Raw genomic sequence first — 12,089 nt, 5'->3', positions numbered from 1 at the left:
TCACTTTCCCCACGTCATGCGTTTCAGCACGTCGTCCTTGTGATGGACGTGGTGCCAGATCGCAGCCCCCGCGTGACCCAGCAAAAGCAGGCCAAGGGCAATCGCGGACAGGAAATGCACCTGCGCGAAGAGATCCGTCAGAGCTTGGCTTCCGGGGACGAACGGGTCGTACATCTCGAACCAGTCAAACACCTTGTTCTTCACGCCGAACCGATCCTGCAAGGGCGAGGCCGAGGCCATCAGCCATCCTGACAGCGGCATGATGAACATCAGCGCGTAAAGTCCCAGATGCCCCAGCTTTGCCGCCAGCTTTTCCAGCGGCGGCATGTGGTCGGGCAGGTCTGGCGCGTTGCGATTAAGCAGCCGCCAGATCACGCGGATCACGGCCAAGGCGAATACCACGAAACCCCAGCTTTTATGGGTCTGGATCAGCGGGAACTGGGCCAAGGCGTCCGTGACGAATTTCGTCATCCAGACGCCCATCCCCAATTGATACAGGATGATCACAGCAATCGCCCAATGCAGGAGGCGCGCCAGCGCCCCCCAGCTTTGTGTCGTGTTGGTAAGCCGCATGGCTTATTCCCAGCCGCCCGCGCGCAGCTCGGCCGAGATTTCCAGACGCACTTCGTCGGACGTCACAGGCGCGAACATGCCCACGCCAAAGTCCGAGCGCAGCATGTCGCCGGTGCCCTGAACGCCGATCCATTCGCCTTTGTAGTAGTCAAAGAAATCGCCCAGCGGGTGCGGGCCGTTGTGGTTCAGGGTAAAGTTCATGGTGACCGGCTTGGTGTTGTCCTTGATGGTCAGATCCCCCACCAGCGTGATGGTGTTGTCCGAGGTCTGCTCGACCCCGGTCGAGGTGAAGGTGATTTCGGGGAAGTTCTCGACATCAAAGAAGTCGGCGCTTTTCAGGTGGTCATCCAGCGGGCCGACACCGGTGTCGACGCTGGCCGGGTCAACGGTCACGGTGACTTTGGTGGCGGCGACATTCGCGGGGTCGAAGTCAACTTCGCCGCCGATCACTTTCCACTGGCCCGACTGTTCCGACAGACCGGCGTGGTTATAATAAAAGCGGATTTCGGTGTGGCCGGGGTCGAACTTATAGATCTCGGCGGTGGCGGTTCCGGCGGCAGCAAGGCCCAACCCAAGGGCGGCGGCGGTCAGAAGAGGTTTCATTGTGTCGGCTCCTTTGTCATGTTGCAGGACAACGTGGGATGAAATAATAGATGCATGTGCATGTATCTAATGTGAGCGCGTAGGGGAAGACGGCAAATCTGCCGGTAACGGGAATGTGAGATGGATAGAAAACCGAATAGCCAGACCACCGCGATCTGGGTGCTTCTGAACATTGCCCATAAACGGGTCACGCAAACCTTCGAGGCGGAACTGAAGCGCGCGCATCTTCCTTCGGCCGCGTGGTATGACATCTTGTGGGCGCTGGAGCGCGCGGAAGAGGGGATGCGCCAGAACGAGTTGGAGCGCCAATCCCTATTCGACCAACCCAACCTGTCGCGCACCATCAAGCGCATGGTGGATGACGGGCTGGTGACACAATGCCCCGCAGCAACCGACCGGCGCGGGCGCGAGCTGCGGATCACGGAAGAAGGCAAAGCGCTGCGCGCCCAGATGTGGAAGGTCTATGGTGGTCTGATGCTGTCTGAAATCGAAGACAAGGTGCCTGCTGAACATCTTGCGGGATTGATCGAGGGGCTGGCGTCAATGATTCCCGATCAAGACGAGAAGCTTCAGGGCAAGCTGAAAAATGCACGAGAAACAGCCATAAACCCGCCTAAAGGTCCGTGTTGAAAAACTCGTGAAGCATTTCGTTGGAATAGTGCAACGCGAGAAACCGGAATCAGAAGGCGCGCGTCATGAACAAAGACTTTTTCAAACTGCTGGAAGACATGAACAAGTCCGGGGACAATCCCTTTGGCGCTTGGGCGGAAACGTGGATGTCCTATCAGAAAGACATGGCCAAGCTGTGGATGATCACCGCGCTGAAAGCGGGCGAAGGGATCGAGCCGTCGAAGGATCATCGTTTCAAGGGGGATGCGTGGAACGAAGGCGTCTTCCCGCTGTTGCGCCATTCCTATGAGCTGACCGCAAAGGCGATGGTGGACATGGCCGACAAGGCCGGGCTGTCGCAACAGGAACAGGACAAGCTAAGCTTTTACGCCCGCGTTGCCGCCGACAACATGTCGCCCTCGAACTTCCTGGCCACCAATCCCGAAGCGCAGAAGCTGGCGCAGGAAACCGGTGGGCAAAGCCTGATCGACGGCTTCCAGAACGTGATGGAAGATCTGGAAAAGGGCTATATCAGCACCACTGATGAAGACGCGTTTGATGTGGGCAAGAACCTTGGCACCACGCCCGGATCGGTCATCTATCGCAACGAGCTGATCGAGCTGATCCAGTACAAGCCGATGGCCGCAAAGACCCGCAAGGCGCCGATCCTGATTGTGCCGCCCTGCGTGAACAAGTTCTACATCTTCGATTTGAACGAAAAGAAATCCATGGTGCGGTATCTGCTGGAACAAGGGCAGAGCGTTTACATGATGGCGTGGCGCAACCCCAGTGCCGAACTGGGCGATCTGGGGTGGGACGAGTATATCTCGGACGGGATTTTCGAAGCGCTGCGCGTGACATCGGAAGTGTCGAAGTCGGACGCGGTGGACATCATGGGCTGGTGCAATGGCGGCACCATGCTGGTCGCGGCTTTGGCCGTCATGCCGGACGATCTGAAGTCCAAGCTTGGCACCGCAACCTTCCTGTCCTCGATGATCGACTTTGCCGATCCGGGTCAGTTGAAAGTGTTCATCGACGAGCCGCAGGTCGAGGTTTATAACCAGCGTCTGCAATCCGAAGGGGTGGCCCCCGGTCGAGACATCGCAAACGCCATGGCGATGCTGCACGTGAACGAAAGCATCTGGGGCTTCGTGGTGTCGAACTATCTGATGGGTAAATCGCCCGCGCCGTTCGACGTGCTGTATTGGAACTCGGACACGCAGAACCTTCCGGCCAAGTGGTACAGCTTCTTCGTGGAAGAGATGTATATGGCGAACAAGCTGAAAGAGCCGGGTGCGCTGACCCTGTGCGGGACGCCCGTGGATACGCGCAACATTGATGTGCCGTGCTATTTCCTGGCGGCGGATGGCGACCATATCGTGCCGTGGAAATCCTCGTACACCGCGACCGAATTGGTGTCCGGCCCGACCGAGTTCGTGCTGACCACCGGCGGCCATGTTTCGGGCACGGTGATCAACCACCCTGCCAAAACCCGCCGCAAGTTCTGGGCAGATGGCTCGGATGGCTCCGGTGCAGAAGGCTGGCAAGAAAGCGCCGCGCTGACCGAAGGCAGCTGGTGGCCTCATTGGTTGGAGTGGCTGGACAAAAACAATCCCGCCGAACGTGGCGCACCGGCGAAAACGCTGGGCAACCGCAAGTACAAACGTCTAGCCGACGCCCCCGGCACCTATGTGCTTGAGGGCAAGGATTGATGGGCGTGCAAGAGGCGATCAACACCATCGACAAATCCGAATTTCACATGGTCGAGGTCGACGGCGCGAAGATCCGCTACCTCCACCGTGTCGTGAATTCGGACCTGCCGCCGCTTTTGGTCTGCAACGGCCTTGCCCAGTCGATCGAGGTGCTTCTGCCCTTGCTGGACGAAATCAATGACCGCTGCCTGATCGCCATCGACATGCCCGGCACGGGGCGGTCGCACATGATCGACGGGATCTCGACCATTCCGGATTATGCGGATTTTACGCTGCGGGTGTTGGACCAGATCGGGATCGAGGATTTCGATATCCTCGGCATCTCGTGGGGCGGTGCCTTGGCGCAGCAGATCGCCCATACGGTGCCGGATCGTGTAGCGAAACTGGTGCTGGCAATCACCTCGGCAGGTGGGATCGGCAGCTGGTGGGGCACCCCCATCGCGCTGTCCGAAATCATGTTCCCGCTACGCTTCACCAGCAAGGCCTATGGCAACTTTATCGGCCCGTGGATGTATGGCGGCGAAGCAATCTTCGCCCCCGGCGAGTTCCGCGAGTACGCAAAGCACGCCATTCGCCCCAGCCCGGAAGGCTACTTCTCGCAGGTGAGGGCGATGTGTGGCTGGACCAGCCTGCCGTGGCTACGCACGCTGACCCAGCCGGCGCTGGTGATTGCCGGGAAGTATGATGGGCTGATCCCGATCACCAATCAGATCTTGCTGTCGAACATGCTGCCGAACGCCAGTCTGCACGTGTACCCCGCAGGTCACCTGCTGATGTACACCCAGCGCGAGGACGTCGGGGCCGAGATCACGAGTTTCTTGGGGAAGGACTGACCCTTAGGGTTTGGCGATCAGGAAACACTGGATGTCGGCCACATTGGTGCCCGTAGCGCCAGTCATCAGCAGATCATCCGAGGCCGCAAGCGCGGCGTAGCTGTCGTTGTTCAACAAAAGCGCTGCGGGGTCCGCTCCGGCGGTGCGCATCCGGTGCAAGCTGTCTGCATCCACGATGCCGCCTGCCGCGTCCGTGGGTCCATCACGCCCATCCGTGCCGCCACTCAGGAATACCCAATCGCCCTGCAATCCGCGCGCGGCGACGCCTGTCGCCACATGAAGCGCGAGTTCTTGATTGCGACCGCCACGACCCGTCCCGGTCAGCTGGACGGTGGTTTCGCCCCCCGCCAGAATGACAGATAAGGTGCCAACGGGCGCAGCCTCGGCCGCGTCCAAAAGGGTGTTTGCCGCGTCCTGCACGTCCCCGGTTAGCATGTCCGAAACGATCTGCACTGCGCCGATGCTTTGCGCTTCGACCTTGGCTGCGCGCAGGCTGTGGCCGTTCGATCCGATCAGATGGTTCTGGGCGGTTTGCGGCAGGTCGTCAGCCGAGTCGGACTGCGCCAGATGCGCTTGGACCGACGTGGGAAGATCTGACCAAACGCTTGCTTCCTCGCAGATCGCACGGGCGTCTTTCCGCGTGCCGATGGGGGCCACGGTTGGGCCGCTGGCGATGGCGCGCAGGTCATCTCCAATCACGTCTGACAGGATATAGGCGGTCACCGGCGCGGGGCTTGCGACGGCCAGCATGCCGCCGCCCTTCAACTGGCTCAGCTGTTGGCGCACAAGGTTCATCTGGGTGATGTCGATGCCCGCGCCCAGCAGCAGCGCGCTGACCTTCCCTTTGTCTTCGATCGAGATCCCATCCGCAGGCAGCGCCATCAGCGCCGACCCCCCGCCCGAGATCAGGGCGATCACTTGGTCCTCTGCTCCGGCTTGCGACAGCAGCTCTTTCACTGCTTGTCCTGCGGCCAGACTGTTCTGGTTTGGCACTGGATGTGCGCCGTGCAGAAGGGTTGCACCCTCGACCGTTTCCTGGTTCTCGGGATGGGTGACGATCAAGGCCTGGCGCGGACCGTCAATGTGCTGCAATGCCTCGCGCATCATGGCGGGGGCGGCTTTGCCGATGCTGACGACATAGCTTTTCCCGCTTGGTCCGGGTGTCGGAAACGGTGACTGGCCAAGCGCCTTGCGGACGGCCAGCGCAGGGTCGGCGGCCTCGACCGCTTTGGTAAAGATCTGACGTGCCGCGCGGCGAAGCGCATCTGTGCTGTGCTGTGTCATGTGGGTCTCGAGCGCGCATGGAAAATTTTAGCGCTATTATTCAGATCTGACGCGGTGGGGCAAGGGCCGAACGGGGCACGCCCTCAGTTTAGAAACGCAACGCCGCTGAGGTCGGCTGATATGCGGATCATGTCCGAGGTCGAGGTGCCGTCGCGGGTCACATCTGGCACGGGTGCGCCGATCAGCTTGGCAGGAACAGTTGTTGCCGCGCGTAGCGCGTCCGAAAGCGAAACCCCGACCTGTTCCACCAATGTTTTGATCGCCGTGGTCAGGTCCAAATCCGCCCCGGCCAAGGTGCCGTCCGCCAAGGTCAGAATGCCGTTCTTTCGCGTGATGGTGCGGCCATTCAGGTCGAAGGACGTGGCATCGGACCCCGCGACGGCCATCGCGTCGCTGACCAGAAAGATTTCTCCGGGTTGGGCTTTGGCCGCCCACGCGGCGCGCATGGTCTGAGGGTGCACATGCACTGCATCCGCGATCAGCCCTGCGCTGACCGCGCCTGTGCCCAAGGCAGCCCCGACGAGCCCCGGCGCACGGCTGCCCAGTTGGCTCATCGCGTTGAACAGATGCGTGACGCAGCGCGCCCCGGCTTCAAAGTAGCGCAAGCAGGTGTCGTAATCGGCATCTGTGTGGCCAAGAGACACCAACACCCCCGCGCGGGAAAGGGTTTGGACCTGCGCCTCGGTCACGGTTTCGGGCGCGACGGTCACCTTCAGGACGGGCAGGGCGCTGGCGGCGTCCAGCAGGATCTGCAGGTCCTCGGGCGTCATCGGACGGATCAGTTCCCCGTCATGCGCCCCTTTGCGGGTGATGGACAGGTGCGGGCCTTCCAGATGCAGGCCAGCAATGCCCGGGACGCCGGTCTGGATCGCGTCAGTCGCTGCGGCAATCGCGGCGCGGGTGTTCTCGGGCGTGTCGGTGATGAGTGTGGGCAGAAGCTGCGCTACCCCCAAGCGGCGATGCGCTTGCGCCATCCGCGTGAGCGTTTCCACCGAAGGATCGTCGTTCAGCAGGATCCCGTCTCCGCCATTGACCTGCAGATCGACGAACCCGGGCGAAAGGATGTCGCCCTTTAGATCGACAACCTGCCCTTGGTCGGCGATCTGAGCGTCTGGTCCGAACGCAGTGACGCGCCCGGTGGTGACGCAAAGGGCGTGGGCGTCATGCAGGGTGGTGCCGTCGAAAATGCGCCCGTTGCGAAAGGTGGTGGTGTCTGTGGTCATACTGTTTCTACCCTGCGCCATTTTCCAATGCGTCGCGATAGGATTGCGCCAACGCGATCGCACCAGAGAGCGGCGCGCCCAGTGGGGCAGAGATATGCGCCGCGATGTCCCCAGGCAGATAAGGCGCATAGAGCGGGCCGATCCCGCCGGTCAGACACAGCGCCATGCCCGGGGTCCAACCGAGCTGCGGCAGCAGGTCTGCGATCGATTGGGCGGCTTCGGTCAAGATCTGCGTGGCCATACTGTCCTTGTCGCTGGCCAACTGGGTCACGGCGGGCGCCAGTGCGCCGAAATCGGCGGGGCGGGCTTGGGCTGCGAAGGCGACAATGCCGGCAGAGTTCGTGAACGCCTTTAGCATGTGCTCTGAAAGCGCAGAGGGCGCGCGTAACCCGTCCACTACGTCCAAGGTCAGGGTCAGCGCTCGCCGCCCGACCCATTGCGCCGAGGCGGGATCGCCCAAAACAGCCCCCCAGCCGCCCACGAAGCGGGACTTGCCCGCAACCTGCGCCGCTATGAAAGAGCCGGTTCCACAATGCGCCATGACGCCATCGGTGGCACCCAAAGCACCGCGCAGGGCGGCGTGGCGGTCATCCTCGACCCGGATGTGTTTCTGGGGCAGCGCCGCTGCGACTTTGCGGCCCATCGCGGTGTCCATGACACCCGCCAGCCCGGCATAGGTGGGGACAGTCGCCAGATCCTCAACGCGCCGGCCCGCCTGTGTGGCCAGCTTGTGCACTCCGCGCGACAGCTGGTCGATGGCCGCGTCGAAGTCGCTGGTAACATTCACCGATCCCACCTCGACCACCACCGGCGCCCCATTGCTTGTCAGGGCAAGGCGACACCGTGTGCCGCCCCCGTCAATGGCGATCACTGGCGCGGAATGCTGTGAGGGAAGATCGTTCATAGCGTCACCTATAACGCAGCTTGGAACACGATCAAAGCTTGCCGGACTTGCTTGCCGGCGGCGAGTCCCTATACCTCTGACTTGGAAAGAGAGGGGCGTCATGTCGGATCGACATCCAGATGAGAATGGCTGGGCCAGTGCCGCGGAAAGCTGGATCAAGAATATGGATGGTCCCGACCATTTTCAGCGCCAACGCGTAATTGATCCCGTGTTCGATGCGCGCATCAGGGCGCTGGCCCCAACATCGGCGCTGGAGGTCGGATGCGGCGAAGGTCGCTATTGTCGCAAACTGCAGGACCTTGGGTGCGATGTGACGGGTCTGGATCCGGTAGAGGCATTGGTGGACGCCGCGAAGAGGCGCGATCCTGCGGGCACCTATGTCACAGGGTTCTCGGAAGATTTGCCCTTCGCGGATGACAGCTTTGATCTGGTCTATAGCGTGATGGTTCTGGGTAATGTGAACGACCTTCAGGCGGCGATCTCCCAGATGGCGCGGGTTGTGAAACCCGGCGGGCAGGTCCTGATCATCGAACGGACAAGCTTTGCCACCGCCAGTTTTGCCAGCAAGCCAAGGACCTGTGAGCAGACCGGGCAGAAGCTGAACGTGATCTCGAACTACCTGAAGCCACGGCAGTATGATTTCCGGTGGGGCGATCTGCACACCCGCAATTGGCACCGCCCACTGTCGGCCTATATGCAGGCGTTTCTGGCGGCTGGTTTGACGCTGACACGCTTTGATGAACCGCGCCCGACATCAGGATCCTCGGCTGATGTCTGGGCCTATATGAATTTGCCCTCGGTCATGACGATGGAGTGGGAAAAACACTAGACAACCCAAGGGGGTGTCTGGCAAATATGCACCATTCTGAATTGGATCCAATTTTCACTTTTTGATTGAGTGGGTGGACGTCCTTGGTCGCAGCTTTCGCGGCGTAGGGCAGGTAGTTGACTAAAGGAAGCCATGCAGGTGGGAACGGCGACATTGGAAATGGCGAACTCTGTGGCGGACGTGTTTCTGTCCCATGCCATGGCCGATCCCGATGCCCCTTTCTTCATCCAAGGGGATCACCACGTTTCGCGATATAGCTTCTTGCGTCAGGCGGCGGGCCTTCGGGCCTTCTTCTTAGAACAGGGGATTGCGCCGGGCATGGTGGTGGGCCTTGCCAACACAGATCAGCTGCGCAGTTTTGCTGCGAAGTTTGCCCTGTGGTCCCTGCGCGCGGCGCCCTTGGTGCTGGACTATCGGATTTCGAAAGCCGAGCGGTCGCATGTGGCAAAAACGGCCGGGGTCTCGGTGATTTTCAGCGACTTCAAGGGGCTGGCGGCGCTGGACGGGTGTACGCAACTTCCGCGCGATCTGGCGCCGTCCGATGACATCTCCACACTCCGTTTTCCCAATGACCCGGATGCTATCGTCGACTTCCGCCAAAGCTCGGGTACGACGGCGCTGCCAAAGCTGAAACCGATCAGCCAACAGACCCTGTTCGACATGACCGAGCAGCGCTGCCGTCCAAGCAGCTATGTCACGCAGGGCAATATCGTGTCCTGCATGAACCTAGCCTTTGCCGGCACACGTTACCTGTGGTTCCGAAACGCCTTTCTGGGTCGTGCGATCATTGGTGTACCGCTGTTCTTTACACCCGCGCAGTTGGATGCGGCCCTGCGCCACCCCTTGGCGGAAGAGGCCACGCTTGCGCCAGTGATTTTGAGGCGGCTGGTCGACTATGTCGGGTCTTTGGACGCACGGCCAGCGGGGCCGCGCTATCCCGGATTGGCCAAGCTGCAGAGCATTGGCGGCCCGCTGACTGGACAGGTTCTGCTGGACGTGCAGCGGCTGTTGTCGGACCGGATCAGCACCACCTATTCCTTCTCGGAAGCGGGCGTCGTCTCGCGTCTGTACGGCAACGATATCGCGCGGCATCCGACCTCGGCTGGGCGCGTACTGACGGGTGTGAGTGTCGTTACGGTAGACGATCATGGCACCGAACAACCCGCCAACATCCCGGGCGCGCTTGTGGTCACCAAAGCGGGCGAGACCTTCCGCCCCGGCGATCATAGGTATGTGTCGGATGAAGGGCTTTTGTACATCACCGGACGCGATACTGAACGGTTTTGCCGCAACAGCGTCACCTTCACCGCCTTGGACGTGGCCGAGCGCATTCGGGGGATGGAGGCCGTGTCCGATTGCTGCGTCTTTGCTGTGCCCAGCGACATGGAGGGCGAAGACATCGTGGTCGCGGCCATCGAAGGCGACCCGGCCCATCAGTCAGACATTGCCACCCGCCTCAGGTCTCAGATGCTGGCAGAGATCCGGCCCGATTATATCCGCCTATATCCAAGCCTTCCGCGCGGATCCGCGATGAAGATAGCCATCCAATCCTTAAAACAACACTATTTACAAGAGCCTGAAAGATACCATGACCTCTGATGCGCCCCATACCCCCGACAGTTTGATGCCGATTATCCTGGCAGCGTTTCAGGCTTGTTTTCCGGGGCAAGAGATCACGCCCGAAGAAGACTTCTTCAATTTGGGAGGCGATTCTTTGAAGGCGCAAGAATTCTGTCTCGCACTCGCACAGCACCTGTCCGGTGAAATACACCCTTCGCTTTTGTTCGAAGCGTCCTCGCCAGACGAGATTGCAGAGTTTCTTGCCAGCACCCTTCCTGCCGCATGAAGCGCGTTAGCGTGGTGGCCAGATGGTCGACATGCTCGGGATCAAAATATTGCCCATGCGTACAGCGCAACCGGGCCTGTCGCCAGTCAGCATAGAAACGTTTGTTCACCTCGATTGGATCCGGGGCGATGCCATCGAAGAAGGTATCTTCTTTCCAATCGACGCCGAAGTTCAAAAGCAGGGGCAGTTGGGTTTCGACCCAGGGGCGGGCATCGATCACAGCGGCGCATCCCACATCGCACCCACGATCACGCAGCGCATTTGAGATCCACAGCGCGATGGGCGCGCCTTGGCAATTGCCTCCGACCAGTGGCACCTTTTTGGGAAGGGCTTGCGCAAGCTGATCCGCATAATAGGCCGCCAATCGCTCGGCGTTGTCATATCGATCAGACGAGGCGCGCTGGATTTGGTTCAGTGATCTAAGCGCGATAAGCGGCTGCTTGGGCCCAAGCGCGCGCGCCAACTGCCGGGGCTCGTGGGCTGCATTGAACACCCAGATGATGGGGGGGCGGGTGCCTGCCGAATTCAGAATGCGCATGACGCCGCGATCATCAAGCGGCTCGCCGGGCCAATGCCGGGTCAGCTTTGACAATGCGTTCAACGATTTCTGCAAATCAGCAAATTCCATACCTGCTCTTTATGGCATCTAACGATTCCAACCAAGCGGTCAGGAAAAGACTCAACCCAAGGGCGACAAACTGTCGTATCTGGCGCTGGTTCTGGGAGAGTTTCGCGCTTGGGCTTGCCGGAGGCCACGTTGTCGTGCAGGGGTATGGTGTTCAATTATTTACGTGCTTTCCAAGGATGACCCATGACCATTGAAACCAAGACACGGGTGTTGATCGTGTTTTGCCACCCATCCCCTGAAAGCTTCAACGCGTCAGTGAAAGACGCGGTGCTCGAGGCGATTGATCAGGCCGGGGCCGAGGTCCGCGTCAACGACCTCTATGCGCGCGATTTCAACCCGGTGATGGGTCGGGAAGAGCTGCACAATTATCTGGACACCGGGCGCAATCGCCTTGGGCTCGAGGATGATGTCGCGGACATTCTGTGGTGCAATGCCCTGATCTTTATCTATCCCACATGGTGCTATGGTCCGCCCGCGATGCTGAAAGGCTGGCTAGAGCGCTGCCTGCTACCCGGCGTGGCGTTTGATCCGACACTTGGGGACAGCGACACGATCCCGCGCGGGCTGGCGCATGTCACCCGGCTGGGGGTCTTCACAACCTGCGGAGCCAGCCTTGCGCTGACCCATATGATGGGATCCCCCGGCAAAAACACGTTCCTACGTGGCGTGCGGGCGCTGTTGGCTGTGCGGTGTAAAACCAGCTTCGTGGCGCATTATGCAATGGACAAATCCACGCCTTCCAGTCGCGCAGCGCATCTGCGCAAGGTCCGCACCAAGATGCGCGCCTTGTTGGCCTGACCGAAACCGCGTGCAAACATCATGGACAGCAGACGCAGTCTGTCTGTCGGAATGAAGCGGATAAGCTGGAGATGGAAAATGGCGCTCTGGGGAGGATTCGAACCCCCGACCCCTTGATTCGTAGTCAAGTACTCTATCCAGCTGAGCTACCAGAGCGCGGTAGGCGGGGATGTAACTGGACCGCCGGGGGTTTGCAAGGGCGAAAGTCGAAGTTTTTCGACTTTTTCGCAGAAGCGCATCCCGCCTT

Annotated in this window: 12 protein-coding genes, 1 tRNA gene and 1 pseudogene; 7 read left to right on the top strand and 7 right to left on the bottom strand. The window is 60.5% G+C overall.

All coding sequences use genetic code 11. From position 1 onward, the window contains the following. On the bottom strand, positions 1 to 573 hold the full coding sequence (locus tag EOL43_RS06780; RefSeq protein WP_133486849.1) for a cytochrome b: 573 nt from the start codon (positions 571 to 573) through the stop codon (positions 1 to 3). Positions 574 to 576: 3 nt separating this feature from the next. Further along, the gene (locus EOL43_RS06775) at positions 577 to 1,176 is read right to left on the bottom strand and encodes a YceI family protein (protein WP_133486847.1); all 600 of its coding nucleotides are present in this window, start codon (positions 1,174 to 1,176) and stop codon (positions 577 to 579) included. A gap of 120 nt (positions 1,177 to 1,296) precedes the next feature. Here EOL43_RS06775 and EOL43_RS06770 point away from each other — a divergent pair, with 120 nt between their 5' ends. From EOL43_RS06770 to EOL43_RS06760, 3 genes are all read left to right on the top strand, one after another. After that, the gene (locus EOL43_RS06770; RefSeq protein ID WP_133486845.1) at positions 1,297 to 1,806 is read left to right on the top strand and encodes a MarR family winged helix-turn-helix transcriptional regulator; all 510 of its coding nucleotides are present in this window, start codon (positions 1,297 to 1,299) and stop codon (positions 1,804 to 1,806) included. Between the two features lie 65 nt (positions 1,807 to 1,871). Next, positions 1,872 to 3,497: a PHA/PHB synthase family protein gene (locus tag EOL43_RS06765; RefSeq protein ID WP_133486843.1), complete on the top strand. Its 1,626-nt coding sequence runs from the start codon at positions 1,872 to 1,874 to the stop codon at positions 3,495 to 3,497. A gap of 5 nt (positions 3,498 to 3,502) precedes the next feature. Further along, positions 3,503 to 4,330, top strand: a complete 828-nt coding sequence (locus EOL43_RS06760; RefSeq protein WP_166636209.1) for an alpha/beta fold hydrolase — start codon at positions 3,503 to 3,505, stop codon at positions 4,328 to 4,330. Positions 4,331 to 4,333: 3 nt separating this feature from the next. Here EOL43_RS06760 and EOL43_RS06755 read toward each other — a convergent pair whose 3' ends face one another. The 3 genes from EOL43_RS06755 to EOL43_RS06745 form a co-directional block, all read right to left on the bottom strand. Then, positions 4,334 to 5,614 (bottom strand): glycerate kinase type-2 family protein, encoded by a 1,281-nt coding sequence (locus EOL43_RS06755; RefSeq protein WP_133486840.1) that lies wholly within the window; start codon positions 5,612 to 5,614, stop codon positions 4,334 to 4,336. Positions 5,615 to 5,697: 83 nt separating this feature from the next. Further along, a complete protein-coding gene (gene nagA, locus EOL43_RS06750) occupies positions 5,698 to 6,837 on the bottom strand; it encodes an N-acetylglucosamine-6-phosphate deacetylase (protein ID WP_133486838.1) in 1,140 nt (379 codons plus the stop codon). 7 nt (positions 6,838 to 6,844) lie between these two features. Beyond that, positions 6,845 to 7,741, bottom strand: a complete 897-nt coding sequence (locus tag EOL43_RS06745; RefSeq protein ID WP_133486836.1) for a glucosamine kinase nucleotide-binding domain-containing protein — start codon at positions 7,739 to 7,741, stop codon at positions 6,845 to 6,847. A 100-nt stretch (positions 7,742 to 7,841) separates the two neighbouring features. Between EOL43_RS06745 and EOL43_RS06740 the strand changes: the two genes are divergently transcribed. The 3 genes and pseudogenes from EOL43_RS06740 to EOL43_RS15635 all read left to right on the top strand — a co-directional run. Further along, positions 7,842 to 8,570, top strand: a complete 729-nt coding sequence (locus tag EOL43_RS06740; protein WP_166636208.1) for a class I SAM-dependent methyltransferase — start codon at positions 7,842 to 7,844, stop codon at positions 8,568 to 8,570. A gap of 132 nt (positions 8,571 to 8,702) precedes the next feature. After that, positions 8,703 to 10,169 carry an AMP-binding protein gene (locus EOL43_RS06735; protein WP_133486832.1) on the top strand — a complete coding sequence of 489 codons (1,467 nt, stop codon included), beginning with the start codon at positions 8,703 to 8,705 and terminating at the stop codon, positions 10,167 to 10,169. After that, positions 10,159 to 10,332, top strand: a pseudogene (locus EOL43_RS15635) (acyl carrier protein); the annotation flags it as partial. The gene EOL43_RS06735 and the pseudogene EOL43_RS15635, both read left to right, overlap by 11 nt. Here EOL43_RS15635 and EOL43_RS15525 read toward each other — a convergent pair. Further along, on the bottom strand, positions 10,265 to 10,954 hold the full coding sequence (locus tag EOL43_RS15525; protein WP_420867503.1) for a thioesterase domain-containing protein: 690 nt from the start codon (positions 10,952 to 10,954) through the stop codon (positions 10,265 to 10,267). The pseudogene EOL43_RS15635 and the gene EOL43_RS15525 sit on opposite strands and share 68 nt — an antisense overlap. A gap of 273 nt (positions 10,955 to 11,227) precedes the next feature. On the opposite strand from EOL43_RS15525, the gene EOL43_RS06720 reads away from it, so the two are divergent. Continuing rightward, complete coding sequence (locus EOL43_RS06720; RefSeq protein ID WP_133486826.1) at positions 11,228 to 11,842, top strand: NAD(P)H-dependent oxidoreductase; 615 nt, start codon at positions 11,228 to 11,230, stop codon at positions 11,840 to 11,842. A 79-nt stretch (positions 11,843 to 11,921) separates the two neighbouring features. On the opposite strand, the gene EOL43_RS06715 is transcribed toward EOL43_RS06720, so the two are convergent. After that, a tRNA-Arg gene (locus EOL43_RS06715) sits at positions 11,922 to 11,998 on the bottom strand. Positions 11,999 to 12,089: the final 91 nt, after the last annotated feature.

Origin of the sequence: Aliiroseovarius marinus, assembly GCF_004360145.1 — a bacterium.
Taxonomy (GTDB): domain Bacteria; phylum Pseudomonadota; class Alphaproteobacteria; order Rhodobacterales; family Rhodobacteraceae; genus Aliiroseovarius; species Aliiroseovarius marinus.
Note: the sequence above shows the minus strand (reverse complement) of the source record. Positions and strands in the feature narration are given on the sequence as shown.

Bases quoted from the DNA above. Each gene is read 5' to 3' on its own strand.
- EOL43_RS06745 (WP_133486836.1), bottom strand. From the start codon at position 7,741: ATGAACGATCTTCCCTCACAGCATTCCGCGCCAGTGATCGCCATTGAC.
- EOL43_RS06755 (WP_133486840.1), bottom strand. From the start codon at position 5,614: ATGACACAGCACAGCACAGATGCGCTTCGCCGCGCGGCACGTCAGATC.
- EOL43_RS15525 (WP_420867503.1), bottom strand. From the start codon at position 10,954: ATGCGCATTCTGAATTCGGCAGGCACCCGCCCCCCCATCATCTGGGTG.
- EOL43_RS06765 (WP_133486843.1), top strand. From the start codon at position 1,872: ATGAACAAAGACTTTTTCAAACTGCTGGAAGACATGAACAAGTCCGGG.
- EOL43_RS06770 (WP_133486845.1), top strand. From the start codon at position 1,297: ATGGATAGAAAACCGAATAGCCAGACCACCGCGATCTGGGTGCTTCTG.
- EOL43_RS06735 (WP_133486832.1), top strand. From the start codon at position 8,703: ATGCAGGTGGGAACGGCGACATTGGAAATGGCGAACTCTGTGGCGGAC.
- EOL43_RS06780 (WP_133486849.1), bottom strand. From the start codon at position 573: ATGCGGCTTACCAACACGACACAAAGCTGGGGGGCGCTGGCGCGCCTC.
- nagA (WP_133486838.1), bottom strand. From the start codon at position 6,837: ATGACCACAGACACCACCACCTTTCGCAACGGGCGCATTTTCGACGGC.
- EOL43_RS06740 (WP_166636208.1), top strand. From the start codon at position 7,842: ATGTCGGATCGACATCCAGATGAGAATGGCTGGGCCAGTGCCGCGGAA.
- EOL43_RS06775 (WP_133486847.1), bottom strand. From the start codon at position 1,176: ATGAAACCTCTTCTGACCGCCGCCGCCCTTGGGTTGGGCCTTGCTGCC.
- EOL43_RS06720 (WP_133486826.1), top strand. From the start codon at position 11,228: ATGACCATTGAAACCAAGACACGGGTGTTGATCGTGTTTTGCCACCCA.